Annotated in this window: 27 protein-coding genes and 1 pseudogene; 20 read left to right on the top strand and 8 right to left on the bottom strand. The window is 71.6% G+C overall.

Annotation, left to right across the window (positions count from 1 at the left end; translation table 11 throughout):
- The gene (locus ABZY44_RS19595; RefSeq protein WP_356655411.1) at positions 1-780 is read right to left on the bottom strand and encodes a LysR family substrate-binding domain-containing protein; all 780 of its coding nucleotides are present in this window, start codon (positions 778-780) and stop codon (positions 1-3) included.
- A 57-nt stretch (positions 781-837) separates the two neighbouring features.
- On the opposite strand from ABZY44_RS19595, the gene ABZY44_RS19590 reads away from it, so the two are divergent.
- From ABZY44_RS19590 to ABZY44_RS19560, 7 genes are all read left to right on the top strand, one after another.
- On the top strand, positions 838-1,242 hold the full coding sequence (locus ABZY44_RS19590; protein WP_356655409.1) for a DUF5997 family protein: 405 nt from the start codon (positions 838-840) through the stop codon (positions 1,240-1,242).
- A 195-nt stretch (positions 1,243-1,437) separates the two neighbouring features.
- Positions 1,438-1,944, top strand: a complete 507-nt coding sequence (locus tag ABZY44_RS19585; protein WP_356655407.1) for a hypothetical protein — start codon at positions 1,438-1,440, stop codon at positions 1,942-1,944.
- Positions 1,945-2,126: 182 nt separating this feature from the next.
- Complete coding sequence (gene argC / locus ABZY44_RS19580) at positions 2,127-3,155, top strand: N-acetyl-gamma-glutamyl-phosphate reductase (protein ID WP_356655405.1); 1,029 nt, start codon at positions 2,127-2,129, stop codon at positions 3,153-3,155.
- Positions 3,152-4,309 carry a bifunctional glutamate N-acetyltransferase/amino-acid acetyltransferase ArgJ gene (gene argJ, locus ABZY44_RS19575; RefSeq protein WP_356655403.1) on the top strand — a complete coding sequence of 386 codons (1,158 nt, stop codon included), beginning with the start codon at positions 3,152-3,154 and terminating at the stop codon, positions 4,307-4,309. Before argC ends, argJ begins: the two co-directional genes overlap by 4 nt.
- Positions 4,306-5,223 (top strand): acetylglutamate kinase, encoded by a 918-nt coding sequence (argB, locus tag ABZY44_RS19570; protein WP_356655401.1) that lies wholly within the window; start codon positions 4,306-4,308, stop codon positions 5,221-5,223. Before argJ ends, argB begins: the two co-directional genes overlap by 4 nt.
- On the top strand, positions 5,223-6,431 hold the full coding sequence (locus ABZY44_RS19565; protein WP_356655399.1) for an acetylornithine transaminase: 1,209 nt from the start codon (positions 5,223-5,225) through the stop codon (positions 6,429-6,431). Before argB ends, ABZY44_RS19565 begins: the two co-directional genes overlap by 1 nt.
- Before the next feature lie 22 nt (positions 6,432-6,453).
- Entirely contained in the window at positions 6,454-7,017 is a 564-nt protein-coding gene (locus ABZY44_RS19560; RefSeq protein ID WP_356655397.1) for an arginine repressor, read from the top strand.
- 34 nt (positions 7,018-7,051) lie between these two features.
- Here the strand turns inward: ABZY44_RS19560 and ABZY44_RS19555 are convergent, their stop codons facing one another.
- The 3 genes from ABZY44_RS19555 to ABZY44_RS19545 are packed head-to-tail and all read right to left on the bottom strand — an operon-like array spanning position 7,052 to position 9,800.
- On the bottom strand, positions 7,052-7,750 hold the full coding sequence (locus ABZY44_RS19555) for a L,D-transpeptidase family protein (RefSeq protein WP_356655395.1): 699 nt from the start codon (positions 7,748-7,750) through the stop codon (positions 7,052-7,054).
- A gap of 3 nt (positions 7,751-7,753) precedes the next feature.
- Positions 7,754-8,335, bottom strand: a complete 582-nt coding sequence (locus ABZY44_RS19550) for a pyridoxamine 5'-phosphate oxidase family protein (protein WP_356655393.1) — start codon at positions 8,333-8,335, stop codon at positions 7,754-7,756.
- 43 nt (positions 8,336-8,378) lie between these two features.
- Entirely contained in the window at positions 8,379-9,800 is a 1,422-nt protein-coding gene (locus ABZY44_RS19545; RefSeq protein WP_356655391.1) for a hypothetical protein, read from the bottom strand.
- Positions 9,801-9,978: 178 nt separating this feature from the next.
- On the opposite strand from ABZY44_RS19545, the gene ABZY44_RS19540 reads away from it, so the two are divergent.
- Both ABZY44_RS19540 and argH read left to right on the top strand, forming a co-directional pair.
- Entirely contained in the window at positions 9,979-11,172 is a 1,194-nt protein-coding gene (locus ABZY44_RS19540) for an argininosuccinate synthase (RefSeq protein ID WP_356655389.1), read from the top strand.
- 97 nt (positions 11,173-11,269) lie between these two features.
- Entirely contained in the window at positions 11,270-12,700 is a 1,431-nt protein-coding gene (argH, locus tag ABZY44_RS19535; protein WP_356655387.1) for an argininosuccinate lyase, read from the top strand.
- Between the two features lie 86 nt (positions 12,701-12,786).
- Here the strand turns inward: argH and ABZY44_RS19530 are convergent, their stop codons facing one another.
- On the bottom strand, positions 12,787-13,326 hold the full coding sequence (locus ABZY44_RS19530) for an HAD domain-containing protein (RefSeq protein WP_356655385.1): 540 nt from the start codon (positions 13,324-13,326) through the stop codon (positions 12,787-12,789).
- 86 nt (positions 13,327-13,412) lie between these two features.
- On the opposite strand from ABZY44_RS19530, the gene ABZY44_RS19525 reads away from it, so the two are divergent.
- The 3 genes from ABZY44_RS19525 (at position 13,413) to ABZY44_RS19515 (ending at position 17,144) form a co-directional block, all read left to right on the top strand.
- On the top strand, positions 13,413-13,964 hold the full coding sequence (locus tag ABZY44_RS19525) for a helix-turn-helix domain-containing protein (RefSeq protein WP_356655383.1): 552 nt from the start codon (positions 13,413-13,415) through the stop codon (positions 13,962-13,964).
- On the top strand, positions 13,961-15,514 hold the full coding sequence (locus ABZY44_RS19520) for an MFS transporter (RefSeq protein WP_356655381.1): 1,554 nt from the start codon (positions 13,961-13,963) through the stop codon (positions 15,512-15,514). The genes ABZY44_RS19525 and ABZY44_RS19520 overlap by 4 nt, the downstream gene beginning before the upstream one ends.
- Positions 15,515-15,668: 154 nt before the next feature.
- Complete coding sequence (locus ABZY44_RS19515; RefSeq protein WP_356655379.1) at positions 15,669-17,144, top strand: membrane-associated oxidoreductase; 1,476 nt, start codon at positions 15,669-15,671, stop codon at positions 17,142-17,144.
- A 3-nt stretch (positions 17,145-17,147) separates the two neighbouring features.
- Here ABZY44_RS19515 and ABZY44_RS19510 read toward each other — a convergent pair whose 3' ends face one another.
- A complete protein-coding gene (locus tag ABZY44_RS19510; RefSeq protein WP_356655377.1) occupies positions 17,148-17,840 on the bottom strand; it encodes a lysophospholipid acyltransferase family protein in 693 nt (230 codons plus the stop codon).
- Between the two features lie 245 nt (positions 17,841-18,085).
- Between ABZY44_RS19510 and ABZY44_RS19505 the strand changes: the two genes are divergently transcribed.
- The 3 genes from ABZY44_RS19505 (at position 18,086) to ABZY44_RS19495 (ending at position 20,421) form a co-directional block, all read left to right on the top strand.
- Complete coding sequence (locus ABZY44_RS19505; protein ID WP_356655375.1) at positions 18,086-19,249, top strand: glycerophosphodiester phosphodiesterase; 1,164 nt, start codon at positions 18,086-18,088, stop codon at positions 19,247-19,249.
- Positions 19,250-19,322: 73 nt separating this feature from the next.
- Positions 19,323-19,877: a sigma-70 family RNA polymerase sigma factor gene (locus ABZY44_RS19500; RefSeq protein ID WP_356655373.1), complete on the top strand. Its 555-nt coding sequence runs from the start codon at positions 19,323-19,325 to the stop codon at positions 19,875-19,877.
- 37 nt (positions 19,878-19,914) lie between these two features.
- A complete protein-coding gene (locus ABZY44_RS19495) occupies positions 19,915-20,421 on the top strand; it encodes a GNAT family N-acetyltransferase (RefSeq protein WP_356655371.1) in 507 nt (168 codons plus the stop codon).
- Between the two features lie 84 nt (positions 20,422-20,505).
- Here the strand turns inward: ABZY44_RS19495 and ABZY44_RS19490 are convergent, their stop codons facing one another.
- Both ABZY44_RS19490 and ABZY44_RS19485 read right to left on the bottom strand, forming a co-directional pair.
- A complete protein-coding gene (locus ABZY44_RS19490) occupies positions 20,506-20,934 on the bottom strand; it encodes a hypothetical protein (protein ID WP_356655369.1) in 429 nt (142 codons plus the stop codon).
- The gene (locus ABZY44_RS19485) at positions 20,927-21,295 is read right to left on the bottom strand and encodes a hypothetical protein (protein ID WP_356655367.1); all 369 of its coding nucleotides are present in this window, start codon (positions 21,293-21,295) and stop codon (positions 20,927-20,929) included. The genes ABZY44_RS19490 and ABZY44_RS19485 overlap by 8 nt, the downstream gene beginning before the upstream one ends.
- Positions 21,296-21,382: 87 nt before the next feature.
- Here ABZY44_RS19485 and ABZY44_RS19480 point away from each other — a divergent pair.
- The 5 genes and pseudogenes from ABZY44_RS19480 to ABZY44_RS19460 form a co-directional block, all read left to right on the top strand.
- Positions 21,383-21,532, top strand: a pseudogene (locus ABZY44_RS19480) (HAD family hydrolase); the annotation flags it as partial.
- 380 nt (positions 21,533-21,912) lie between these two features.
- Positions 21,913-22,983 carry an ATP-binding cassette domain-containing protein gene (locus ABZY44_RS19475; RefSeq protein WP_356655365.1) on the top strand — a complete coding sequence of 357 codons (1,071 nt, stop codon included), beginning with the start codon at positions 21,913-21,915 and terminating at the stop codon, positions 22,981-22,983.
- On the top strand, positions 22,980-23,648 hold the full coding sequence (locus ABZY44_RS19470) for a methionine ABC transporter permease (RefSeq protein ID WP_356655363.1): 669 nt from the start codon (positions 22,980-22,982) through the stop codon (positions 23,646-23,648). Before ABZY44_RS19475 ends, ABZY44_RS19470 begins: the two co-directional genes overlap by 4 nt.
- A gap of 110 nt (positions 23,649-23,758) precedes the next feature.
- On the top strand, positions 23,759-24,619 hold the full coding sequence (locus ABZY44_RS19465) for a MetQ/NlpA family ABC transporter substrate-binding protein (protein ID WP_356655361.1): 861 nt from the start codon (positions 23,759-23,761) through the stop codon (positions 24,617-24,619).
- A 249-nt stretch (positions 24,620-24,868) separates the two neighbouring features.
- The gene (locus ABZY44_RS19460) at positions 24,869-25,564 is read left to right on the top strand and encodes a GNAT family N-acetyltransferase (RefSeq protein ID WP_356655359.1); all 696 of its coding nucleotides are present in this window, start codon (positions 24,869-24,871) and stop codon (positions 25,562-25,564) included.
- Positions 25,565-25,618: the final 54 nt, after the last annotated feature.

Raw genomic sequence — 25,618 nt, 5'->3', positions numbered from 1 at the left:
CTAGCGGCCGCGGGGCTTCCCGCGCTTGCCCGTGGACTTGGCCGTGGCCTTGCCCCCCTTGGGGGCGCCGCCGCGCGGGTTCTTGGCCGCCGGCTTGCCGCCCGAGCGGGGGGCCGGCTTGCGCTGCGGCTTCGCCTTCTTGGGCTCGGGTTCGGGCTGCGTACGACCACGGCCGCGCGAGCTGTTGACGGTCCGCCCGCGCACGATCCCGATGAACTCCTCCACCAGGTCCGGGGTGGTCTCCGCCTCGGGCCACGACAGCGCGATGCGGGAGGCCGGGGCGTCCACGAGGGTCCGGTACGTGAGGTCCTTGCGGTGGTGCAGCCGTGCGAGGGACTGCGGCACGGCCAGGACGCCGATGCCCGCGGCCACCAGCTCGATCGCGTCGGCCGTGGTCTCGGGGCGCTGCAGCGCGGGCCTGCCCGGCAGCTGCTCCCAGTCGAGGGTGTCGTCGAGCGGGTGGAGCACGATCTCGTCGGCCAGATCCGCGACCGAGACCTCCTCGGCCGCCGCCACGAGGTGGTCCTTCGGGATCACGACGACCGTGGTCTCGGTGTAGAGCGGGATCGCGCTGAGGTCCGTACGGTCGATCGGGAGCCGGACGAATCCGGCATCCGCGCCCCCGCCGCGCAGCAGGGCGGGCGCCTCGCCGGGGGTGACCGGCACGAGCGTGAGCGGGACGTCGGGGAGCCGCTCCTTCCAGACCCGCACCCACTTGGTGGGCGTCACCCCGGGAACGTAAGCGAGCATGAACGACGGGGGGGTCCGGGAGTCTGTCACCCGGCCAGATTACCGGCCGTGGTCGGCGGGGGCGCACGCGCTCTATACCCTTGACACATGACGTCGCAGCAGAACGCCCAGACCATGAAGCCCGCGACCGCGGCGAAGAAGCTGGGTGTGTACCTAGAGGCCACCCCCGCAGAGTTCCAGGAGGGTGTCGTCTCGCGCACCGAGCTGACCGCACTCCAGGCCGAGCCGCCCCAGTGGCTGCAGGACCTCCGGAACAACGGCCCGCACCCCCGCCCGGTGGTGGCGGCGAAGCTCGGGATCTCCATCTCCGGCCTGGCGCGCGGCGGAATCACCGACGCGCTCACCACCGAGCAGATCGATGCCCTGAAGGCGGAGATGCCGGAGTGGCTCGAGAAGGAGCGCGCCACCCAGGCCGATGTCCGCAAGGAGACCGTCCGCATCAAGCAGATGCAGGCCGAGAAGGCGGAGAAGGCCGAGAAGGGCCAGAAGTAGGCCCCACCCTGATGCCGCACCGCCACCCGGAACCTGCCGGCGGCGGTGCCTGAGCCGGGCTCCCCGTAGGGGGGCCCGGCTTCGTGGCACCGGCGCCTTCCGCGCCGCCTTCGGCGGGACCCGTGCAGCTCTGTCCTGCGGGGACCGGCCCACCTCCCGATGAACCTCGGCACACCTCTCACGGGGCGGCAAGGAATGAGATCACTCGAACTGGTCCGGATCGAAGCCGGACTGCACGACTGGGCCGCCATGCGGTGCGGCTGCTCCTGGCCGGGGAAGCGCAACTCCGCCGAACACCTTCCGGCCGAATTCGTCGAGATGCTGGAGAGCGGCGCCCCCCTGGAGGTCGACGACTGGGCGGAGGGCCACGCCTACGTCCAGTCGAACTGGAGGGAGCCGGCCGTGGCGGTGACGTCCCTCGTCGTCGCCGCTCTGGCAGGACGACCGCCCGTCGAGTCCCGGCACGAGCTGCTGTGGGCCCTGAGCGTCCTGACGGGCGGGGAGCAGGCGGACAAGGGCGAGGAGTGTCTGGACGTTGTCCGCGGGGCCAGCTGGATCCTCTACGAGGAGCTGGCGGCGGGTGAGCAGGCGGGTACCTCCGGGCTGGCCTACGAGCTGCTCATGGGCATGGACGAGCAGGCCGACCGGCTGGCGGCCTACCACCGTCGGTACGGGGCCGCGCTGCCCCCGCACCTGAGGTAGCGCCGACTCTCGCCTCTCGCGGGGAGAGGTCGGTACGGCCGGGCGCGGCGGTACGGACGCCTGCGGAGCGCGGGACCGACGGACGGGGTCGCACCGTCGCACGCAGCCGGAGGGTCGACCGCGTGCGTCATTGCATAAAACTGCGTAGCTACGTATAGTCATGCCATCGAGGAGGAGGTTCCATGGTGGTACGTGTAGCGGTGGCCGGTGCGAGCGGATACGCGGGCGGGGAAGTGCTGCGCCTGCTGCTGGGCCACCCCGAGGTCGAGATCGGCGCGCTGACCGGGAACTCCAACGCGGGCCAGCTCCTCGGCTCCCTCCAGCCGCACCTCGTGCCCCTGGCCGGGCGCACCCTGGAGGCGACGACGCCCGAGGTGCTCGCCGGTCACGACGTCGTCTTCCTGGCCCTGCCCCACGGGCAGTCCGCCGCCGTCGCGGCCCAGCTCGGTGAGGACGTCCTCGTCGTCGACATGGGCGCCGACCACCGGCTCGAGGACTCCGCCGACTGGGACAAGTTCTACGGCGCCCCGCACGCCGGGACCTGGCCCTACGGTCTGCCCGAGCTGCCGGGAGCCCGTGTCGCGCTGGCGGGGTCCAAGCGCATCGCCGTGCCCGGCTGCTACCCGACCGCCGTCTCGCTCGCGCTCTACCCGGCCTACGCCGCGCAGCTCGCCGAGCCCGAGGCCGTGATCGTCGCCGCCACCGGCACCTCCGGAGCCGGCAAGGCGCTCAAGCCGCACCTGCTCGGCTCCGAGGTCATGGGCTCCATGAGCCCGTACGGGGTCGGCGGCGGCCACCGCCACACCCCCGAGATGGTGCAGAACCTCAGCCCCGTCGCCGGACAGCCGGTCTCCGTGTCGTTCACGCCGACGCTGGCCCCCATGGCCCGCGGCATCCTCGCCACCTGCTCCGCCAAGGCGCTGCCCGGCACCACGGCCGACGCGGTGCGCGCCGCCTACGAGAAGGCGTACGCGGACGAGCCGTTCGTCCACCTGCTGCCCGAGGGGCAGTGGCCGGCGACGGCGTCCGTCTACGGTTCCAACGCCGTTCAGATCCAGGTCGCGTACGACGAGGCAGCGCAGCGGATCATCGCGATCAGCGCCATCGACAACCTCACCAAGGGCACCGCCGGCGGCGCGGTCCAGAGCATGAACATCGCCCTCGGCCTCCACGAGGGCCTGGGTCTTTCCACGATCGGAGTCGCACCGTGACGGTCACGGCAGCACAGGGGTTCAGCGCGGCGGGCATCGCCGCCGGAATCAAGGCGAACGGCAACCCGGACCTCGCCCTCGTCGTCAACGACGGGCCGCGCCGGGCCGCCGCGGGGGTCTTCACCTCCAACCGTGTCAAGGCCGCGCCCGTCCACTGGTCCGAGCAGGTCCTGCGCGGCGCCGCCGTCAGCGCCGTGGTCCTGAACTCCGGCGGCGCCAACGCCTGTACCGGCCCCAAGGGCTTCCAGGACACCCACGCCACCGCCGAGAAGGTCGCGGAGGCCCTCGGCGCGGACGTGAACGCGGGCGAGGTCGCCGTCGCCTCCACCGGCCTGATCGGCGTCCCGCTCCCCATGGACAAGCTGCTCCCCGGCATCGACGCGGCGGTCGCCGCGCTCAGCGCCGACGGCGGCGAGGACGCCGCCATCGCCATCAAGACCACCGACACCGTGCACAAGACGGCCACCGTCAGTCAGGACGGCTGGACCGTCGGGGGCATGGCCAAGGGCGCGGGGATGCTCGCCCCGGGGCTGGCCACGATGCTCGTGGTCCTCACCACCGATGCCGACCTGGACAGCGCCACCCTCGACAAGGCACTGCGCTCCGCGACCCGCACCACCTTCGACCGGGTCGACTCCGACGGCTGCATGTCCACCAACGACACGGTGCTGCTGCTCGCCTCCGGCGCGTCCGGCCGGGTGCCCGCGTACGAGGCGTTCGCCGAAGCCGTGCGCACGGTCTGCGACGACCTGGCCCGCCAGCTGATCGGCGACGCCGAGGGCGCCAGCAAGGACATCCGCATCGAGGTCGTCGGCGCGGCCAGTGAGGACGACGCGGTCGAGGTCGGCCGGTCCATCGCCCGCAACAACCTGCTCAAGTGCGCCATCCACGGAGAGGACCCCAACTGGGGCCGGGTGCTCTCCGCGATCGGCACGACCAAGGCCGCCTTCGACCCCGACCGGCTGAACGTCGCCATCAACGGCGTCTGGGTCTGCAAGAACGGCTCCGTCGGCGAGGACCGCGACCTGGTGTCGATGAAGGACCGGGAGGTCCGCATCACCGCGGACCTGTCCACCGGCTCCGAGTCCGCGGTCATCTGGGCCAACGACCTGACGGCCGAGTACGTCCACGAGAACAGCGCGTACTCGTCATGAGCGGGGCCGTCGGCAACGCGCGCAAGCACACCGCGCTCCCCAAGGCCGAGATCCTCATCGAGGCACTGCCCTGGCTGACCCGCCACAACGGCAAGGTCGTCGTCATCAAGTTCGGCGGCAACGCCATGATCGACGAGGACCTGAAGGCCGCCTTCGCCCAGGACGTGGTCTTCCTGCGGCAGGCGGGCCTCAAGCCGGTCGTCGTGCACGGCGGCGGCCCGCAGATCAATGCCCAGCTGGACCGGCAGGGCCTGGTCAGCGAGTTCAAGGCGGGCCTGCGCGTCACCACGCCCGAGGCGATGGACATCGTACGGATGGTCCTGGCGGGGCAGGTCCAGCGCGAGCTGGTCGGCCTGCTCAACCAGCACGGGCCGCTCGCCGTCGGCATGACGGGCGAGGACGCCCACACCATCACCGCCACCAAGCACACCCCGGAGATCGACGGCGAGCTCGTCGACATCGGCCGGGTCGGCGAGATCACCGCCATCGACACCGGCGCGATCGAGGCCCTGCTGGCCGACGGCCGGATCCCGGTCATCTCCTCCATCGCGCGCAGCGCGGACGACCACCACGTGTACAACGTGAACGCCGACACGGCCGCCGCGGCGCTCGCCGCCGCGCTCGGCGCCGAGACGCTGATGGTCCTCACCGACGTGGAGGGCCTCTACGCGGACTGGCCGAGCAGCGACGAGGTCATCAGCCGGCTCACCGTCAGCGAGCTGGAGAAGCTGCTGCCCGAGCTGTCCAGCGGCATGGTCCCCAAGATGGAGGGCTGCCTGCACGCCGTGCGCCACGGCGTGACCACCGCCCGGGTCATCGACGGGCGGGTCCAGCACTCGATCCTGCTGGAGATCTTCACCGACGAGGGGATCGGCACGATGGTCGTGCCCGACGAGCAGCAAGGGGGAGCGTAGTGAGCGCCAGCACCGGCAACCAGGAGTACGGCGACCGCTGGAAGGGGGCACTGACCAACAACTACGGCACCCCCGCGCTGGCCCTCGTACGCGGCTCCGGCGCCCAGGTGTGGGACGCCGACGGCAAGCAGTACACCGACTTCGTCGGGGGGATCGCGGTCAACGCCCTCGGCCACGCCCACCCGGCGATCGTCGAAGCCGTCACCGCGCAGGTCTCCACCCTCGGCCACGTCTCCAACCTCTACGCCTCCGAGCCGGTCATCGCGCTCGGCGAGCGGCTCCTCCAGCTCTTCGGCCGGCCCGGGAAGGTCTTCTTCTGCAACTCCGGTGCCGAGGCCGTCGAGGCCGCCTTCAAGATCGGCCGGCTGACCGGACGCACCCGTATGGTCGCCACCGACGGCGGCTTCCACGGCCGCACCATGGGCGCCCTCGCGCTCACCGGCCAGCCCCAGAAGCAGGACCCCTTCCTGCCGCTGCCCGGAGACGTCACGCACGTCCCGTACGGCGATGCGGAGGCCCTGCGGTCCGCCGTCACCGAAGAGACCGCGCTCGTGATCATCGAGCCGATCCAGGGCGAGAACGGTGTGGTCGTGCCGCCCGCCGGATACCTGACGGCCGCCCGGGAGATCACCCGCGCCACCGGCACCCTCCTCGTCCTCGACGAGGTGCAGACCGGTATCGGACGCTGCGGCCAGTGGTTCGAACACCAGGCCCACGAGGGCGTCGAGCCCGACCTCGTCACCCTCGCGAAGGGCCTCGGCGGCGGTCTGCCGATCGGCGCCCTGGCCGCCTTCGGCCCCGCGGCCGACCTGCTCCGGCCCGGCCAGCACGGCACCACCTTCGGCGGCAACCCCGTCGCGTGCGCCGCCGGCCTCGCCGTCATCGAGACCATCGCCGCCGAGGGGCTCCTCGCCCGGGTCAAGGAGCGCGGCGAGCGGCTCCGCGACGGAATCGAAGGATTCGCACACCCGCTCGTCTCGCATGTCCGTGGTGCGGGCCTTCTGCTGGGTATCGTGCTGACCGGGCCGCTCGCACCGCAGGTGCAGCGCGCGGCCCAGGACGCCGGCTTCCTGGTCAACGCGCCCGCCCCCGACGTCGTACGGCTCATGCCCCCGTACGTGCTCTCCGAGGCCGAGGCGGACGCGTTCCTGCGGGCCCTGCCCGGCGTACTGGACGCGGCGAAGGCCGCCGCGGACGTGGACGGATGATCAATCGGGGAATGAGACGACGATGAGTCAGGCGCAGGAACACGAGCCGTGGGGGTCCCCCCAGACGGAGTCCGGAGGTGGCCAGTCCGTCCCGCAGACCCGCACCGCCCGCCACCGCCGGATCGTGGACATCCTCAACCGGCAGCCGGTCCGTTCCCAGAGCCAGCTGGCCAAGCTGCTCGCCGACGACGGGCTGAGCGTCACTCAGGCGACGCTCAGCCGCGACCTCGACGAGCTCGGCGCGGTGAAGATCCGCAACACGGGCGGCGAGCTGATCTACGCGGTCCCCAGCGAGGGCGGCTTCCGCACCCCGCAGGCACCGCTCGGCGAGTCGGCGAAGGAGGAGCGCATGCGGCGTCTCTCCGGGGAACTGCTGATCTCGGCGGAGGCCTCCGCGAACCTCGTGGTCCTGCGCACCCCGCCCGGTGCGGCCCAGTTCCTCGCCTCGGCGATCGACCAGGCCGAACTCCAGGCCATCCTCGGCACGATCGCCGGCGACGACACGCTGATGCTGATCAGCCGCGACCCGGCGGGCGGCCAGGCCCTGGCCGACCACCTGCTGCGGCTGGCGCAGAAGGAGAGCTGAGCGCGGGGCGGCGGGGAGCCGCCCGCACCGCGGGTCAGTAACGGGTCACGGCCAGCGCGCCCGACTCCGTACCGATCGCGATGTGCGGGTGCCTGCGCGGGTTCGCCCAGCGCAGGACCGCCCGGACGGCGCGCTCCGGGACCGAGACGCAGCCGGCCGTGGCGCCCTTGCCGTCGACGTGCAGGAAGATGCCCGCGCCCCGGCCCCGTACCGGCCGGTCGTAGTTGTAGGCGATGAGCAGGCCGTGCGCGTACTGCTTCGTGTACGAGGTCATGTGCTCGGCCTCGCCGGGAGCGCAGTCGGCGGGCAGCGGCTCCACCCAGCGGTTGTACTCGGCGGAGGCGTTGTCCTGGCACCACCAGGAATCGGGAGTCACCCGCCGGTAGCGGTACTCCGTCCCGGCCGGCGCGGGGGCGATGCCGAAGGCGTACGGGAGCGCGTACAGGCCGGCCGGCGTGGTGTTCGTGCCCTGGGTGCGGGTCGTCCCCTCGGTCAGGCCGTTCGCCCCGAAACGGGCCGGCGCGCTGCCCGCCGCGTACCAGTGCCCCGCCCGCCGGTCCCACCAGGTCAGGCGGCCCGTGGTGGAACCGGCCGCCGGGGCGACGGCGGTGATCAGCTGGCTGCCGCCGCCGGTGTCGGCGAGCCGGGCGGGCAGCGGGGGGCCGCCGTGGGGGCCGTGGGCCAGCAGGCCGGTGACGGTCAGTGAGGCGAGGGCGACAGCGGTACGCAGCACATGTCAGACGGTACGGGGCGGAAGGGGCAGCGGCAGCGCAGGCAGGCCGTCGAGGCTCACCCCGATGAACTCCTTCTTCTCGCAGTACGCGTTGAACTCCTCGTCCGTCTTGCGGCCGAAGTACTCCGCGTGGAGGGTGCGCTCGCCCTGGTATTCCATGAGGGGGACGGCGAAGCCGCACACGTCCGTGATCCGGCGGGCCCTGACGACGATGACCGCGCGCGCCGAGGGCCCGTCGGCGTCCCCGAACAGCTCGATCAGCCCCTCCCAGCGCGGGTCGTCGCGGAAGACGGCCTCGCCGTTGCCGTGGATGCGCACGATGTTCGGCGGCCCGCTGAACGCGCACCACATCAGCGTGATCCGGCCGTTCTCGCGGACGTGCGCGATGGTCTCGGCGCCGCTGCCGCCGAAGTCCAGGTAGGCAAGGGTCTGTTCGTCGATGACGACGAGGGTCCCGGCACGGCCCTTGGGGGAGAGGTTGACGTGCCCGTCACCGGTGAGCGGCGCGGTCGCGGTGAAGAAGACCGGCTGGTCCTCGATGAACGTGCGGAGCCGGCCGTCGATGCGGTCGTGAACTGTTCCCATGGCCCGATTATCGCCCTGCGCGCCCACGCTCCGGTCCGAGGTTTCAGTCCGTGAGACCGAGTCGGGAGCGGCGCACCGCCAGCGAGTGGTCGTCGAACAGGTGCGCCGACCGGGTCAGCAGCGATGCCAGCTCCGCCCGCTCCGCGTCACCCGAGCGCAGCGAGGACTGCCAGTTCCAGCCGCGTACGATCGCCCGCGCCGTATCGCGCACCCGGGGGTCGGGGTCACGCGTCAGGGCCGCCGAGGCGCGCAGCGGCCAGGGCCCGCTCCGCCCGCGCAGCAGCCGGTAGGCGGCGCGGCGTACGCGGACGGGCCGTTCGGGGGCGATGAGCCCGGTGAGGTGGTCCGGGTCGAGCCGCTCGGCCACCGGGAGCAGGCTCAGCGAGGCCTCGCGGGTCACTGACGCGGAGGGGTCCTCCAGCAGCGCGAGGAGCACCGCGTCCTCGATGCCCGCGTCCAAGCGGCGCAGCCCGGTGAGCGCGGCGGCCCGTACCGCGCCCTCGGGATGGTCCAGCAGTCCGCGCAGCAGCGGTGCGTCCCGGCGCCCGGCGCATTCGCAGAAGCCGGCCACCGCGTACGGGGAGACCGGCCCGGGGGCCTTGACCAGCGTGCTCAGCAGCAGGGCGTACGGGTCTGCGCCGTCCTGTGTGACCAGCCAGCGCGCGCAGGCCCGTACGAGCCCGGAGCGGTCGGCGAGGTACCGGGGGGCCTGCGCGGCACGCCCGGCCCGGCGCAGGGCGGTGACCCCGGCGGCGCGGACCAGCGGGATGCGGGCGCCGAGGAGGGTGTCGACGGCTTCGTCGTCCGGCCCGTGGGCGGCGAGCGCGGCCAGTGCCGCGTCGTTCCACAGCAGGGCCGTCACGGGGTCGTGTTCGACGGCGGCCCGGCGCGCGAGCTCCCGCACGCCGGGGCCGCCGTGGCCCGCGCCCGCCGCCAGTGCGGTCGCCACGCCCGTCGTCAGGCAGAGCCGGGTCGCGAACCGCCGGGCCGGCAGGTCGGCGCTGTGGAGCAGCTCGGCCAGGAGGGTGGAGTCCTCGGCGAGCGCGGCCTCGAAGCGCTCCCGCAGCCAGCCTCCCTGCTCGCGCCGCGCCAGCCGTACGGCGAGCGGGGTCAGTGCCTGCAGGGTCCGTGCCGGGTCGGCGGCCAGGGCCCGGTCCAGTTCCCGCCGGGCGCGCTCCCGTACGGGCCGCACCCAGTCGGAGGTCCGGATCGCGATCAGCTCGGGCGGGGCCTGTGGCTCGCGGAGCGCGGCCTCGCGGATCCGGCCGTCGGGGTGGCACAGGCGTACTTCGATGCCGTGGCCGGTGGACCAGGGGGTGTGCAGGGTCCGTACCGCCTGGTCGAAGGCGGTCCACAGGTCGGGGGCGGCCCCCGCGAGCAGGTCCGGGGACGGCTGCCGCCCGTGCAGGAGGCTCTCCGCCGCCTCGTGTGCCGCGGCCGCGTCCTGCTGCCGGTTGCTGCCCATGTGGCCCCCCTGATGTTCCGGCTCCTCACCCTAGGCGGGACCGGCATGCGTGTCCCTTGATATTCGGGCTGGTCAGAGCGGTGTGTAGAGGACTCCATTGACGAAACATACGGAGCAATGCATAGTTATGCCTATCGCTGTTGAGGTAACGGCGGATGCACCGTGTAAGGAGAAACCCGTGGCCGAGCGCGTCGTACTCGCCTATTCAGGCGGCCTGGACACCTCCGTCGCCATCGGCTGGATCGCCGAGGAGACGGGCGCCGAGGTCATCGCGGTGGCCGTGGACGTCGGTCAGGGCGGCGAGGACCTGGACGTCATCCGCAAGCGCGCGCTCGCCTGCGGAGCCGTCGAGGCCGAGGTCGCGGACGCCAGGGACGAGTTCGCCGACGAGTACTGCCTCCCGGCGATCAAGGCCAACGCCCTCTACATGGACCGCTATCCGCTGGTGTCCGCCCTGTCGCGGCCCGTCATCGTCAAGCACCTCGTGGCCGCCGCCCGCAAGCACGGCGCGTCGACCGTCGCCCACGGCTGCACCGGCAAGGGCAACGACCAGGTGCGCTTCGAGGCCGGCATCGCCGCCCTCGGCCCCGACCTCACGTGCATCGCCCCGGTCCGCGACTACGCGATGACCCGGGACAAGGCCATCGCCTTCGCCGAGAGGGCCGACCTGCCGATCGCCACCACCAAGAAGTCCCCGTACTCCATCGACCAGAACGTCTTCGGGCGCGCCGTCGAGACGGGCTTCCTGGAGGACATCTGGAACGCGCCGATCGAGGACATCTACGCGTACACGGCCGACCCGGCCCTGCCGCGCGCGGCCGACGAGGTCGTCATCTCCTTCGAGGCCGGCGTCCCGGTCGCCGTCGACGGCAGGCCGGTCACCGTGCTCCAGGCGATCCAGCAGCTCAACGAGCGGGCCGGCGCCCAGGGCGTCGGCCGGATCGACATCGTCGAGGACCGCCTCGTCGGCATCAAGTCCCGCGAGGTGTACGAGGCCCCGGGCGCCATCGCCCTGATCACCGCGCACCAGGAGCTGGAGAACGTCACCGTCGAGCGCGAACTGGCCCGCTACAAGCGGCAGGTCGAGCAGCGCTGGGGCGAGATGGTCTACGACGGCCTGTGGTTCTCCCCGCTGAAGCGGGCGCTGGACGGCTTCGTCAACGAGGCCAGCCAGCACGTCACCGGCGACATCCGGATGACCCTGCACGGCGGCCGCGCCGTCGTCACCGGCCGCAGGTCCGACGAGTCGCTGTACGACTTCAACCTCGCGACCTACGACTCGGGCGACACCTTCGACCAGTCGAAGGCCCAGGGCTTCATCGAGATCTTCGGCCTGTCCTCGAAGATCGCGGCGCGGCGCGACCTCGCCTGATCCCACGCGTTGTACAGACGGCCTCCACGTTCCTCCGCGGCGGGGAGGCCGGCGCACATCCGAAAAGCCAAGTCATGCATTGTGAGGAGCAGTAGCTGTGAGCAGCAACAACGGTGGGGACGTCCGGCTCTGGGGCGCCCGGTTCGCCGACGGTCCCGCCGAGGCCCTCGCGAAGCTGTCCGCGTCGGTCCACTTCGACTGGCGTCTCGCGCCGTACGACATCGCCGGCTCCCGCGCCCACGCCCGGGCGCTCGCCAAGGCGGGCCTGCTCACGGCCGACGAGCTCGGCCGCATGATCGCGGGCCTGGACCAGCTCGAGGCCGACGTGCTGGACGGCTCCTTCGTCGGCACCCTCGCCGACGAGGACTGCCACACCGCCCTGGAGCGGGGCCTGCTGGAGCGCCTCGGCGCCGACCTCGGCGGCAAGCTGCGCGCCGGCCGGTCGCGCAACGACCAGATCGCCACCCTCTTCCGGATGTACCTGCGCGACCACGCCCGGATCGTCGGAGGTCTGATCGCCGACCTCCAGGACGCGCTGGTCGGTCTCGCCGAGGCGCACGCCGACGTGGCCATGCCCGGCCGCACCCACCTGCAGCACGCGCAGCCGGTGCTCTTCGCCCACCACGTACTGGCCCACGTGCAGTCCCTGTCCCGGGACGCGGAGCGGCTGCGCCAGTGGGACACCCGGACCGCGGTCTCCCCGTACGGCTCGGGCGCCCTCGCGGGTTCCTCGCTGGGCCTGGACCCGGAGGCGGTCGCCGCCGACCTGGGCTTCGAGCGCGGCTCGGTCGGCAACTCGATCGACGGCACGGCCTCGCGCGACTTCGTCGCCGAGTTCGCCTTCGTCACCGCGATGATCGGGATCAACCTGTCGCGGATCGCGGAGGAGATCATCATCTGGAACACGAAGGAGTTCTCCTTCGTGACCCTGCACGACGCCTTCTCCACCGGCTCGTCGATCATGCCGCAGAAGAAGAACCCGGACATCGCGGAGCTGGCGCGCGGCAAGTCGGGGCGCCTCATCGGCAACCTGACCGGTCTGCTCGCCACGCTCAAGGCCCTTCCCCTGGCCTACAACCGCGACCTCCAGGAGGACAAGGAGCCGGTCTTCGACTCCTGCGACACCCTGGAAGTCCTGCTGCCCGCCTTCACCGGGATGATGGCGACGCTCACGGTCCACCGGGAGCGGATGGAGGAGCTGGCCCCGGCGGGCTTCTCGCTCGCCACCGACATCGCCGAGTGGCTGGTCAAGCAGGGCGTGCCGTTCCGGGTGGCGCACGAGGTGGCCGGCGGGTGCGTCAAGGAGTGCGAGGGGCTCGGCATCGAGCTCGACGAGCTCACGGACGAGCAGTTCGCGAAGATCTCGGAGCACCTGACGCCCGAGGTGCGCACGGTCCTCGACGTCAAGGGCGCGCTGGCCTCCCGCAACGGCCGGGGCGGCACCGCCCCGTCGGCCGTCGCGATCCAGCTCACCGAGCTGAAGGCCGACCTGGTCATCCAGCACGCCTGGGCGGCCCACAAGCACTGACGGGACCGCGGTCCCCCGCAGGGGCGGTGACGGCCGACAGGCCGCCACCGCCCCTGCGGCGCGTCCGACGCCGGACGCGGCCGCCGTCAGGCGATCTGTGCCGCCCAGTGCGCGAGGGTGTCGAAGTCGGCCCTGAGCAGGCCGATCCGTTCGTCGACGCGGAGCAGCAGGGCGTGCGCGGGGTGGCGCTGGTCCGTGTACGCGCGGTCCGCGTCCGTGATGTCGTCGTCGATCCAGGCGAAGGGCCGCCCGCCCGCGTAGTCGAGGACGTACTGGGTCTTCCAGAAGGTCCCGTACGGGGCCCGGCCGTGCATCTGGGGCCAGTCCACGTACGGGAGCCTCGGCAGGCCCAGGTGCGGGCCTATCCAGTCGTTGGCCTCGTCCTTCCAGGTGGTCGCCCACACCAGTTCGTACGCGTCCGCGAGCGCGAGCAGCGCCGCGCCGTGGTCCGGATTCAGCCAGACCCGCAGCGGCTTCGCGCTCTCCGCCTCCGTCCAGCCCGTCGGTCGCATGCGGTGGGTGGCGTATCCCTCCGGGCGGCGCTCACGCTGGGCGGCGTAGGGGTTCAGCGGGCCGTCCACGTCGATCAGGAGCAGCGGCTTCGTGGTCGTCTTCGTCCTCGTCATGCCGGAAGGATTCCTTTCGTGCCCCGCCGGGGCAGTTCATTAAAATTGCTGAGACATTCACGTCTCATTCGGGTTATGCTTGTCTCATGGCCATGGATCGTGATCAGGTGCTCCGCGCCGCCGCCGCCCTGCTCTCCCGCAAATCGACCGCCACGATGGACGAGGTCGCGAAGGCGGCGGGCATCGGCCGCGCGACCCTCCACCGGCACTTCGCCGGGCGCGACGCCCTCGTACGGGCGCTCGAAGAGCTCGGCATCCGGGAGTTCGAGGTGGCGTTCGACCACGCCCGGCTCGAGGAGGGCACGGCGGTCGACGCGCTCAAACGCCTCGTCGCCGAGGCGGAGCCCAACGCCGAGCTGCTGGCCTTCCTGGTCACCGAGAACCAGCTCTTCGAGGGTGACCAGGTCAACGAGGGCTGGGCCCGGCTCGACGCCCGCGTGAGCGCGCTCTTCCGGCGCGGCCAGCAGCAGGGCGACATCCGGATCGACCTGAGCCCCGCCTGGCTCACCGAGGCCCTCTACGGCCTCATCGGCACCTGCGCCTGGGCCGTCATGGACGGCCGGGTCGCGGCCAAGGACTTTCAGTACATGATCATCGAGCTGCTGCTCGGTGGCGCCCGACGGAGTGTGGAGCAATGAGCCGTACCGAACAGCTGACCATGGCGAAGGGGACGGAGGGGGCGGAGGGCAGGAACCCCGGGCGCTGGATCGCCCTCTCCGTGCTCGTCCTGGCCGTCCTGCTGGTCGCCGTCGACGCCACCGTACTCGGTCTCGCCACCCCTTCCCTCAGCGAAGACCTCAAGCCGTCCGGCACCCAGCTGCTGTGGATCGGCGACATCTACTCCTTCGTCATCGCCGGCCTGCTCGTCTCGATGGGCTCCCTCGGCGACCGCATGGGCCGCAAGAAGCTCCTCCTCGTCGGCGCGACCGCCTTCGGCGCCGTCTCCGTCCTGAACGCCTACGCGACCAGCCCCGAGATGATGATCCTCGCCCGGGCCCTGCTCGGCGTGGCCGGCGCGACCCTGATGCCGTCCACCCTCGCGCTGATCCGCAACATCTTCCACGACCCCAAGGAGCGCAGCCTCGCCATCGGCATCTGGGGCGCCACCGCCTCCGCGGGCGCGGCCGTCGGCCCGGTCGTCGGCGGAGCCCTGCTCCAGCACTTCTGGTGGGGTTCGGTCTTCCTCATCAACCTCCCCGTGATGGTCGTCCTGGTCCTCGTCGGCATCAAGCTGCTGCCCGAGTCGAAGAACCCGGTCGCCGGTCCCTGGGACCTGCTCAGCGTCGGCCTCTCCCTCGTCGGCATCATCGGCGTCGTCTACGCCGTCAAGGAGGTCGCCACCCACGGCATGGGCTGGGAGGTGTGGGCCGCCGCCGTCATCGGAGCGGGCGCGCTCTACACCTTCGTACGCCGCCAGTTCACCCTGGCCGCGCCCCTCCTCGACATGCGGCTCTTCAAGCACCGCGGCTTCTCGGGCGCGGTCCTCGCCGACCTGCTCACCGTCTTCGGCCTGTCCGGACTGGTCTTCTTCCTCTCGCAGTTCCTCCAGCTCGTCCAGGGCCGCGAGCCGCTGGAGGCGGGCCTGGCCGAACTGCCCGCCGCCGTCGGCGCGGTGGTCACCGGCCTGGTCGCGGGCAACTACGCCCGCAAGTACGGAGTGCGGGCCGTCGTCACCGGAGGCCTCGCGGCCATCGGCGTCGCCCTGGCCGCGCTCACCGTGATCCACAAGGAGACCGGCTACCCGCTGCTCGGCGCCGCCCTGCTCGTCGTCGGCCTCGGCGCGGGCTTCTCCTTCACCGTCACCGCCGACGTGATCCTCTCCAGCGTGCCCAAGGAGCAGGCCGGTTCGGCCTCGGCGGTCTCCGAGACCGCGTACGAACTGGGCGCCGCCCTCGGCATCGCCCTGCTCGGCTCGGTCGTCACCGGCGTCTACCAGAGCTTCACCGCGCCGGCCTCCGTCTCGGGCACCGCCGCCGACGCCGCCCACGCATCCCTCGGCGGCGCCGTCGAGGCGGCCAGGGCCCTGGATCCGCAGACCGCCCAGCAGATGGTCGGCGCCGCCCAGGAGGCCTTCGTGGACGGGCTGAGGCTGGCTTCCGGCGTGGGCGCCGCCGTCCTGCTGGCCACCGCCGCGGCCGCCTGGTTCCTGCTCAGGGGCCAGGAACTCCAGGACGGCATCGAGCACTGACGGACCCCGGGCGCCCCGCGGCGTCCCGTCACGCCCCCGGACGTCCATGTCCCCGCGTGGCGGCCGACGCCCCGGACGTCCGGGACGTCCGGCCAACGGACTACGTCCGGCGAGAAGTTGACAGCCGCTCCGCACGCGGGTCACCATCCCGGCGATGGAGATCAACACCTTGACCCCGGCAGAGCGCCGCGTATGGGACGCCTTCCCCCTCGGGGAGGGCGTCGACTTCCGCGCGGCCCCCGACGAGGAGGCCACCGACGGCGCCGCGTGGGGAGCCGACCGGACCGTGCGCGCCGAGGTGCTGGCCTTCCTGCTGCTGCGCGACCTCCCGGCCGACGGACTGGTCCCCGGACTGAACGTCAGGGGCGCCCGGATCACCGGCAAGCTCAACCTCAAGTACGCCGACATCCAGCACGCCATCCGGCTGCGGGCCTGCTGGTTCGAACGGAAACCCGTCCTCTACGGGGCCCGGTTGCGCGCCGTCTCACTGAGCGACTCGGCGCTGCCCGGCCTGACCGCCTCCACCGTCACGGTCGACACCGCGCTCAGGCTGTCCTGCTGCCGCGTCAGCGGGCCCGTGCGGCTCGCCGGCGCCCGGATAGCCGGCGGACTCTTCCTCCAGAAGGCGGTCATCGGCACGCCCGGCCCGGCCGAGGAGGGGCAGGAGGCGGCACTCCAGTTCAACCACGCCGACATCGGTACCGACGTCATCGCCATGGACCTCACCGTCCACGGCCAGACGCGCGTCAACGGAGCCACCGTCGGCGGCCAGATCAACCTGAACAACGCCCGGCTCCTCGCCCCCGGGCGCACGGCCCTGCACGCCGAGACCCTGACCGTCGGCACCGACCTGCGGGCCCGGGGGCTGGAGACGAGGGGAATGTTCAACCTCACCGGCTCCCGGATCCCCGGCCAGCTCTACCTCGCCGACGCGCGGACGGTCCATCCGGACGGCGTCGCCCTGCGCGCCTCCAGCTGCACGATCGGCGAGATGTGGCTCAGCGGCGGCGAGTGCGTCCAGGGCACGATCAACCTACGGCGCTCGCAGTTCGACCTGCTGCACATGGCGCCCGAGACCTGGCCGCGGCGGATCCGCATCGAAGGGCTCACCTACCGCACCCTCAGCCCGCACGTCCCCGCCGACGAGCGGCTGCCCGTTCTCGAACGCGAGGAGGCGGGCTACCTCCCCCACGCCTACGAGCAGCTCGCCGCGGCCTACCGCACGGCCGGGGACGAGGCGGGCGCCCGGACCGTCCTGCTCGCCAAGCTGCGCCGCCACCGCCGTACGCTGCCCCGGCCCGCCCAAGTCTGGGGTCAGCTGCAGGACGTCACCGTCGGATACGGCTTCCGGCCGATGCGCGCGGCGGGCTGGCTGGTGGCGCTGCTCCTGACCGGGACCATCGCCTTCTGGCTGGACCACCCGCGCGCGCTCAAGGCGGGGGAGGCCCCCGAATTCAACCCGCTGTTCTACACGATCGACCTGATGCTGCCGATCATCGACTTCGGCCAGGAATCGGCCTTCGCGCCGCGCGGCTGGCACCAGTGGCTGTCGTACCTGCTGATCGTGACCGGCTGGATCCTCGCCACGACGACCGCGGCGGGTGTCAGCCGCTCGCTCCGGCGGCAGTGAGCGCTACGCGGCTTCCTTGGCCTTCGTCGCGTACATGTCCACGTACTCCTGGCCCGAGAGCCGCATCACCTCGGCCATCACCGAGTCGGTGACGGCGCGCAGGACGTAGCGGTCGCGGTCCATGCCCTCGTAGCGGGAGAACTCCATCGGCTCGCCGAACCGGACGGTGACCCGGCCGGGGCGCGGCATGCCGGCGCCGCCGGGCTGGAGCTTGTCGGTGCCGATCATCGCGAAGGGGACGACGGGCGCGCCGGTCATCAGCGTCAGGCGGGCGATGCCGGTGCGGCCGCGGTAGAGGCGGCCGTCGGGGGAGCGGGTGCCCTCGGGGTAGATGCCGAAGATCTTGCCCTCGTCGAGGATCCGGCGGCCGGTCATCAGGGCGGCGACGCCGCCGTTGGCCCCGTCGCGGTCGACGGGGATCATGCCGGCGCCGGTGAAGAACCAGGCCATGGCCCGGCCCTTGACGCCCTTGCCCGTCACGTACTCGTCCTTGCCGATGAAGTGGACCGTGCGGTCGCACACCAGGGGCAGGATCATCGAGTCGATGAAGGTGAGGTGGTTGCCCGCCAGAATCACCGGTCCGGTGCCCGGGATGTTCTCGATGCCCTCCACGCGGGTGCGGAACATCAGGCGCATGACGGGTCCGACGGTGGCTTTGATGAGCGCAGTACGGAACAACGTGGGGCCCTCCGGCATCGAAAAGCGAATTCGTGCACCCACCACGTGGCGGTAGTGCAGGTGAGGACGATACTCGCGGGTCAGCTCTGATCGCACATCGGGTTCACGAGGTGGATACGCAGTGTTGACGCACGTTTCCGCCATGTTCCGTCCGCGCACCCCCTCCGGACATTAACCCCTGCCTACCATCGGCACGCGGATTTCGGGCCGCAGGATCCGGAGATTCCGGTGACCTGGCTCGTCTCGGACGGGGAGAAGCGCATATGACGCAGGGTGGGACAGCGCGACGCACGGTACTGGGGGCGGCCGCCCTGGCGGCGGGCGGCGCGGCGGTGGGACTGACGGCGGGGGCCGGATCCGCGGCGGCGGCCGAGAGCGGCCGCGGTGGCGGCTACCGGGACCTGCCCGTGCCGACGGTCATCGGACACCGGGGAGCCAGCGGCTACCGGCCCGAGCACACGCTCGGCTCCTACCAGCTCGCGCTCGACCTCGGCGCCGACGTGATCGAACAGGACCTCGTCCCCACCAAGGACGGCCACCTGGTGTGCCGCCACGAGAACGAGATCGGCGGGACGACCGACGTCGCCGACCACACCGAGTTCGCCGCCCGCAGGACCACCAAGGCGGTCGACGGGGTCGCCGTCACCGGCTGGTTCACCGAGGACTTCACCCTCGCCGAACTGAAGACGCTGCGCGCGAAGGAACGTATCCCCGCCGTCCGCCAGCGCAACACGCTCTACGACGGCCGCTGGGACGTCCCCACCTTCGAGGAGGTGCTGCGCTGGGCGGACCACGAGGGCGGGCGCCGCGGCAAGCGCGTCTGGCTCCACGTCGAGACCAAACACCCCAGCTACTTCCGGTCCCTCGGACTGGGCCTGGAGGAGCCTCTGGCCAAGCTGCTGCGCCGCTACGGGCGCGCCGAACGCGGCGCCCCGCTGTTCCTGCAGTCCTTCGAGCCCTCCAGCATCCAGCGGCTCTCCCGGCTGGTCTCCGCCCCGCGGGTGGTCCTCCTCTCCGCGGCGAACACCCGCCCCTGGGACCTCGAGCTGGCCAAGGACCCCCGTACGGTCGCCGATCTGGTCAAGCCGGAGGGGCTGAAGTGGATCGCCGGCTTCGCCCAGGGCATCGGGCCGACCATGGACCTGATCCTGCCGCGCGACGCCGCGGGCAAGCTCGGCGCCCCGACCACGCTGGTCAGGGACGCCCACGCGAAGGGGCTGATCCTGCACCCCTACACCGCGCGCAACGAGAACACCTTCCTGCCGGCCGAATACCGCAGGGGCACCGACCCGGCGGCGTACGGCGATGCCTTCGGCGCCTTCACGAAGTACTTCGAACAGGGCATCGACGGCATCTTCACGGACCAGGCCGACACCGGACTCCTCGCGGCCGAGGCCTTCCGGCCCGGACGGGGCGTCAACCCGTAGCCCGGGCTCCCCGTACGAGTGGGCCGCGCCCAGCGGGGAAACCGCCCGGGTCCGCCTTCGCGTCCCGCCCGGCATGGACCTGCTGAAGGCTGACCTCTTTGACAAGCTCCGCCCGCTGCTCTCCGCCGAGGCGTCGGCGGAGGCCGCGGGCACCGGGGTGGACGCCGCCGACCTCGAACAAGCCGTCTGGGTCAGGCTGCTGGAAGACCACCGCACCCCGGCGGACCCCGCCGGCTGGCTGCGCCGGGCGGTGCGCTCGGAGGCCCGCCGGGCGCGCCGCAGGGCCCGGCGCGAGGTGCCGTACGACGGCCCCGCGGCCGGATCCGGGTCCGGGTCCCCGGCCGGTACCGGGAGCGGCGGCGGTACGGGCGCGGAACCGGAAGACGCCCTCCTGCACGGCGAGGAGCACCGGGCCCTGCGATCGGCGGTCGCCCGGTTGCCCGGACGGTGTCCGGAGCTCATGAGGGCACTTCTTTCGCCCAGGGACCTCACTTACCGTGAAATCGCAGGAGAGTTGGGTATCTCACAAGGAAGTTTGGGGCCCGTCCGTTCCCGATGCCTGGGATGTCTGCGCAGAATGCTGGCCGTAGAGGTTGCGGCTCCCGCCCTGCGGGGAATGGAGCGGTAGACCACAGGGCCACCAGGTGAGCGGGAGGCATGCGCACATGGGCATGAGCGTGACCATTTCGGCGGCAGCTGCCGAGGATGCCGAGCAGATCATCAAACTGCAGTATCTGGCGTTCCAGAGCGAGGCCGAGCTGTACGGCAACTACCGCATCCAGCCGCTCACCCAGTCCCTGGACTCCCTCAAGGCGGAACTCGCGGCGGACACCGTCCTCGTGGCCCGGCTCGGCGACGAGATCGTCGGGGCCGTGCGCGGCAACGTCGACGACGAGGGCACCGGCAAGATCGCCAAGCTCTGCGTCCACCCGAGGCTCCAGGGCCACGGGCTCGGCGCCCGGCTGCTGCGCGCGGTCGAGGAAGTCCTCGCGGGCCACGACGGGACCGCCCGCTTCCGGCTGCTCACCGGCCACAAGAGCGAGTCGAACCTGCGGCTCTACCGCAAGGCCGGCTACACCCAGGTCGGCGGGCGCACCGCGTCCGACGGCGTCCGCCTGGTGATCCTGGAGAAGGAGGCCGAGGAGGCCACCGACTTCGTGGTCAGCGCTTAGACGGCGGGCGGCTCGGGCGCCCGGCGGCTCGGACGCGCCCGGTGACCCGGACGGCAGGCGCCGGCGCATACCGGCGCACACCGCTCAGCGCTTGGCGCGCAGCCAGAGCATCCCGGTGACCGGCAGGATCACCGGGATGAACAGGTAGCCCATCCCGAAGTCCGACCACACGGTCGCGTCGGGGAAGGCCTCGGGCCGCACCAGGGTCCAGGTGCCCACGACGAGTACGCCGGTCAGCTCGGCGGCGCAGCAGATCAGCGCCGCCTTGCGGGCCGTCTCCCCGCCGCGCACCAGCGAGTACGTGATGAACACGTAGACCGCGGCGGCCGCGGCGGACAGCGAATAGGGGAGCGGCGCCCGGTCGAACTCGGTGGAGATCTGGTAGACCGAGCGCGAGACCGCGCCGACGGTGATCACCCCGTAGAGCCAGACCAGCAGCACCCCCGGCCCGGTGACCAGGCGCTTGCGCTCGGCGGGCGTCGTGGAGCCCGTGTCCGTGTCCGTGTCAGGCACCGCTGTTTCCCCAGATGTCGTAGAGCCGTACCTCGAGCACGGCCAGGACGACCGCGCCCGCGGCCACCGTCACGGAGCCCCACTTCGTCCGCTCGCTCAGGGAGAGCATCGCGGCGGCCGGGATGGTGGCGAAGGCGCCCACCAGGTAGGCGACGAAGAGCACCGTCCCCTGTTCCGGCTTCTCGCCGCGCGCGAGCTGGACCAGGCCGACCACCAGCTGCGCGAGGACCAGTACGGTCACCACCGCCATGCCGATGAAGTGCCAGTCCTTGGTGGGCTGGTCCCGCCAGGCGGCGAAACCGCACCAGGCGGCGAGGGCGAGTGCGGCCACGCCGATGGCGAGCGTCAGGGCGTCGAGCATGCAGCGAGGGTATTACGGGCCGAAAGACCCGACGCGCTCGCCCCCGCACCGGGCCGTACCGCAAGACGTGAGCCCCGGGGGTGCACCGCCCGCGCCGCCGGGAGGACCACCGTGGCCTTGGCCACAACGCACCCGGCCGCCGAACCCGGCGCGGACGCGGTCGTGAAGGACCTGTCGGCCGTGTCCGCACTGGTCGGACCCGATGCGCCGGCCATCGACGTGCGTGATCGGACCTGAGGGATCCCGTCCGGTATGCGGTCGAAATCTGTCCGCTATTCGGACGACTTTGATCGGTGACCGGGATCGTCTGGTTTACTGAGGTCCATGACCACGACGAGCAGCCGCACCCTTGCGACCGAGGCGACGATGACGCCCGGTGCTCGTTGTATGTGTCGAATGTGCGCCTTCTGAGGGCCCCTTCCCGCAGTCTCGCGCCCCGAAGCGAGACCGGCCGAGCTTCCTCCGCCTGCCACACCTCGTGTGAACCCGGATCGCTCCTGCCCCGCGCATGCGCCGAAACCGCCGTTTTCCGACGGTTCACGCCGTATCGCGTCCCCAGATGTTTGCCCCGTGCCCGGCACCCGCTGCGCCGCGCACTCGACAGCGACGGAAATCCTGTGATCACCACATCGGGCCTCACGAAGGTCTACCAGTCCCGTGGCCGCGAGGTCACCGCCCTGGACGGCGTCGACCTGCACGTCCGCGAGGGCGAGGTCTACGGAGTCATCGGCCAGAGCGGCGCCGGCAAGTCCTCCCTGATCCGCTGCGTGAACCTGCTGGAGCGCCCCACCACCGGCAGCGTGAGCGTCGACGGGGTCGACCTCACCGCACTCGCCGGCAGCGGCCGCCGCGCCGGCAAGGAGCTCCGCGAGGCCCGCAGCCGCATCGGCATGGTCTTCCAGCACTTCAACCTGCTGTCCTCGCGCACCGTTCAGGGCAACATCGAGCTGCCCCTCGAGATCCTCGGCGTCTCCGGCCGCGAGCGGTCCCGCAAGGCGGCCGAACTCCTCGACCTCGTCGGCCTCGCCGACAAGGCCAAGTCCTACCCCGGCCAGCTCTCCGGCGGCCAGAAGCAGCGCGTCGGCATAGCCCGCGCCCTGGCCGGCGACCCGAAGGTGCTGCTCTCCGACGAGGCCACCAGCGCCCTCGACCCCGAGACCACCCGGCAGATCCTGCGGCTGCTGCGCGACCTCAACCGCCAGCTCGGCCTGACCGTCCTGCTCATCACGCACGAGATGGACGTGGTCAAGTCCGTCTGCGACTCGGCCGCCCTGATGAAGCAGGGCCGGATCGTCGAGTCCGGCACCGTGAGCGAGCTGCTGGCCACCCCCGGCTCCGAGCTCGCCCGGGAACTGTTCCCCCTGACCGGGTCCGCGACCACAGAGGAGCACACGGTCATCGACGTCACCTTCCACGGGGAGACCGCGACCAAGCCGGTCATCTCCCAGCTGGCCCGCACCTACAACATCGACATCTCGATCCTCGGCGCCGCGATGGACACCGTCGCGGGCCGTCAGGTCGGCCGCATGCGCATCGAACTGCCCGGCCGCTACGAGGACAACGTCGTGCCCGTCGGATTCCTGCGCGAGCAGGGCCTGCAGGTGGACGTCGTGGAAGCGGCCGAGGCCGACGGCGGGGCGGACGTGGACGGCGAGCTCGCCGCGCTGCTCGAGGACGGTGCCAAGTGACCTGGTCCGAAATGCAGCCGCTGCTCACCCAGGGCACGTTCGACACCCTCTACATGGTGCTGTGGTCCACCCTGGTCACCGTGCTGGGCGGACTGCCCGTCGGCATCCTGCTGGTCCTCACCGACCAGGGCGGCCTGCTCCAGAACCGCCCGGTCAACAAGGTCCTCGGCGTGATCGTGAACATCGGCCGCTCGCTGCCGTTCATCATCCTGCTGATCTTCCTGATCCCGGTCACCACGGCGATCGTCGGTACCTTCATCGGCCCCACCGCCATGATCGTCCCGCTCGCCATCGGCGCCATCCCCTTCTTCGCGCGCCTCGTCGAGACCGCCGTCCGCGAGGTGGACCACGGACTCGTCGAAGCGGTCGAGTCCATGGGCGGCGGCATCCCGACCCTGGTCGGCAAGGTGCTCCTGCCCCAGTCCCTGCCCTCCCTGGTCGCGGCCGTCACCACCACCGTGATCACCCTGATCGGCTACTCCGCCATGGCCGGCGCGGTCGGCGGCGAAGGCCTCGGCTCCAAGGCCATCACCTACGGCTTCCAGCGCTTCGAGACCGGCTTCATGGTCGCGACCGTCGTCGTCCTGATCGCGCTCGTCACGGTGATCCAGCTCATCGGTGACGGCGTGGTACGCCTCCTCGCGCGCCGGGGCCGGACAGCCTGACCCGGCCCGGCCCGCAGCATCCGAACTTCCTTTCCCGGAAAGCCCGCACTTGTCGTGCTTGGGCCACCACCCCGCAAGAGCAAGAAGCAAAAGCAAGAAAGGCACTCTTCGTGCGTAAGAACATCAAGCTCACCGCCCTCGCCGCCACCGCCGCCGCGCTCACCCTCTCCCTGAGCGCCTGCGGCAGCTCCTCGGACCCGTCGTCCAAGGCCGACGGAGGCAAGACCGACGAGAGCAAGCCGCTCGTCGTCGCCGCCTCCCCGACCCCGCACGCCGACATCCTGAAGTTCGTCAAGGACAACCTGGCGGCGAAGGAAGGCCTCAAGCTGGAGGTGAAGGAGTTCACGGACTACGTCCTGCCGAACACCGCCACCCAGCAGGGCCAGGTCGACGCCAACTACTTCCAGCACGTCCCGTACCTCGACGACTTCAACAAGAAGAACGGCACCGACATCGTGCCCGTCGTGAACGTGCACCTGGAGCCGCTCGGCCTCTACTCCAAGAAGGTCAAGTCCGTCGCGGACATCAAGGCCGGCCAGACCGTCGCCGTCCCCAACGACCCCACCAACGAGGGCCGCGCGCTCCAGCTGCTCGCCTCGAACCAGCTCATCACCCTCAAGGAGGGTGTCGGAACCGGCGCCAAGCTGTCCGACATCACCGACAAGAAGGGTCTGGAGTTCAAGGAGCTGGAGGCCGCCACGGTCCCGCGCGCCCTGAACGACGTGGACGCCGCCGTCATCAACGGCAACTACGCCATCGAGGCCAAGCTCGCCCCCGCCAAGGACGCGCTCGTGCTGGAGAAGGCCGAGGGCAACCCCTACGCCAACATCCTCGCGGTCAAGAAGGGCCACCAGGACGACCCGCGGGTCCAGAAGCTCGCGAAGCTCCTGAACTCCGACGAGGTCAAGAAGTTCATCGAGGACACGTACCAGGGCTCGGTCACCCCGGCCTTCGGCAAGCCCGTCTCCTGACCCAACGGCCCGCCCCGCCCGGGGCGACCGGCCGACCGGCCCGATCCGGTCGTGCCGACCGGCCCCGTACACCCCACCGGTGTACGGGGCCCCGCCGTGCCCGCTTCCGGGCAGCCCGGCCCTGCACATCCCCGGGCCGATGCTGCATGCTGTGGCCTACGACCCGCACGAACGGTCCCGCATGAACGGTCCGGCACCCCGGTCGCAACGCATCACGGTCGCACCACGGTCTCAGGCATGGAGCTGCGCATGACTACCACCTTCCCGGACGTCACCATCAGCACGGACCGGCTGGTGCTGCGCCCCTTCGAGGAAGAGGACGTCACCGCGCTCACCGCGATGATGAACGACGAGCACGTCACCGCCTGGACCTCGGTCCCGCACCCCTACACCCGCGCGGACGCCGTCACCTGGGCCGTCCGCACGGCCCACGCCGAGCGCACCGAGGGCCGCGGCATCGTCTTCGCCGTCACCGAGTTCCTCACCCAGCGCCTGGTCGGCATCGTCCACCTGCAGGGCACCAACTGGCGCACCCGCGCCGCCGAAGTCGGCTACGTCACCGCCCCCTGGGCCCGCGGCGAGGGCTACGCCAGCGAGTCCGTCGGAGCCGTGGCCCGCTGGCTCTTCCGCGAGCAGCGCTTCGAACGCCTCGAACTGCGCACCGCGGCCGACAACACCGCGTCCCAGCAAGTGGCCCAGAAGATCGGCTGCATCAGCGAAGGCGTGCTGCGCAGCGCCTGCATAGTGCGCACCCAGAACGCCGACGGTTCCTGGACCGACAGCCGCAGCGACCTCATCGTCTGGGGCCTGGTCCCCGAGGACCTCGACGACGAGGCCGACGGCTACGGCGACGGCTTCTCGGACGGCCGCTCGAGCGGGTACGACGGCTACGAGATCAGCCCGTCCGACGCGAGCGGCTACGCGGTCTCGTCCGACTGGAACTGACCCGATGACCAGGTAGTCTCACCGTGCCCACCCCCCCCGACGAAGCTCCGCCCT

It is taken from the genome of Streptomyces sp. NPDC006544 (genome assembly GCF_040611715.1).
In the GTDB taxonomy this organism is placed as follows: domain Bacteria; phylum Actinomycetota; class Actinomycetes; order Streptomycetales; family Streptomycetaceae; genus Streptomyces.
This window is presented reverse-complemented; position numbering and strand designations above follow the sequence as displayed.

What these genes read in the sequence shown, in the direction of transcription:
- ABZY44_RS19590 (WP_356655409.1), top strand. Translation starts at nt 838, where the DNA reads ATGACGTCGCAGCAGAACGCCCAGACCATGAAGCCCGCGACCGCGGCG.
- ABZY44_RS19585 (WP_356655407.1), top strand. Translation starts at nt 1,438, where the DNA reads ATGAGATCACTCGAACTGGTCCGGATCGAAGCCGGACTGCACGACTGG.
- argC (WP_356655405.1), top strand. Translation starts at nt 2,127, where the DNA reads ATGGTGGTACGTGTAGCGGTGGCCGGTGCGAGCGGATACGCGGGCGGG.
- argB (WP_356655401.1), top strand. Translation starts at nt 4,306, where the DNA reads ATGAGCGGGGCCGTCGGCAACGCGCGCAAGCACACCGCGCTCCCCAAG.
- ABZY44_RS19560 (WP_356655397.1), top strand. Translation starts at nt 6,454, where the DNA reads ATGAGTCAGGCGCAGGAACACGAGCCGTGGGGGTCCCCCCAGACGGAG.
- ABZY44_RS19550 (WP_356655393.1), bottom strand. Translation starts at nt 8,335, where the DNA reads ATGGGAACAGTTCACGACCGCATCGACGGCCGGCTCCGCACGTTCATC.
- ABZY44_RS19545 (WP_356655391.1), bottom strand. Translation starts at nt 9,800, where the DNA reads ATGGGCAGCAACCGGCAGCAGGACGCGGCCGCGGCACACGAGGCGGCG.
- ABZY44_RS19530 (WP_356655385.1), bottom strand. Translation starts at nt 13,326, where the DNA reads ATGACGAGGACGAAGACGACCACGAAGCCGCTGCTCCTGATCGACGTG.
- ABZY44_RS19525 (WP_356655383.1), top strand. Translation starts at nt 13,413, where the DNA reads ATGGCCATGGATCGTGATCAGGTGCTCCGCGCCGCCGCCGCCCTGCTC.
- ABZY44_RS19520 (WP_356655381.1), top strand. Translation starts at nt 13,961, where the DNA reads ATGAGCCGTACCGAACAGCTGACCATGGCGAAGGGGACGGAGGGGGCG.
- ABZY44_RS19515 (WP_356655379.1), top strand. Translation starts at nt 15,669, where the DNA reads ATGGAGATCAACACCTTGACCCCGGCAGAGCGCCGCGTATGGGACGCC.
- ABZY44_RS19510 (WP_356655377.1), bottom strand. Translation starts at nt 17,840, where the DNA reads ATGCCGGAGGGCCCCACGTTGTTCCGTACTGCGCTCATCAAAGCCACC.
- ABZY44_RS19505 (WP_356655375.1), top strand. Translation starts at nt 18,086, where the DNA reads ATGACGCAGGGTGGGACAGCGCGACGCACGGTACTGGGGGCGGCCGCC.
- ABZY44_RS19500 (WP_356655373.1), top strand. Translation starts at nt 19,323, where the DNA reads ATGGACCTGCTGAAGGCTGACCTCTTTGACAAGCTCCGCCCGCTGCTC.
- ABZY44_RS19495 (WP_356655371.1), top strand. Translation starts at nt 19,915, where the DNA reads ATGGGCATGAGCGTGACCATTTCGGCGGCAGCTGCCGAGGATGCCGAG.
- ABZY44_RS19485 (WP_356655367.1), bottom strand. Translation starts at nt 21,295, where the DNA reads ATGCTCGACGCCCTGACGCTCGCCATCGGCGTGGCCGCACTCGCCCTC.
- ABZY44_RS19460 (WP_356655359.1), top strand. Translation starts at nt 24,869, where the DNA reads ATGACTACCACCTTCCCGGACGTCACCATCAGCACGGACCGGCTGGTG.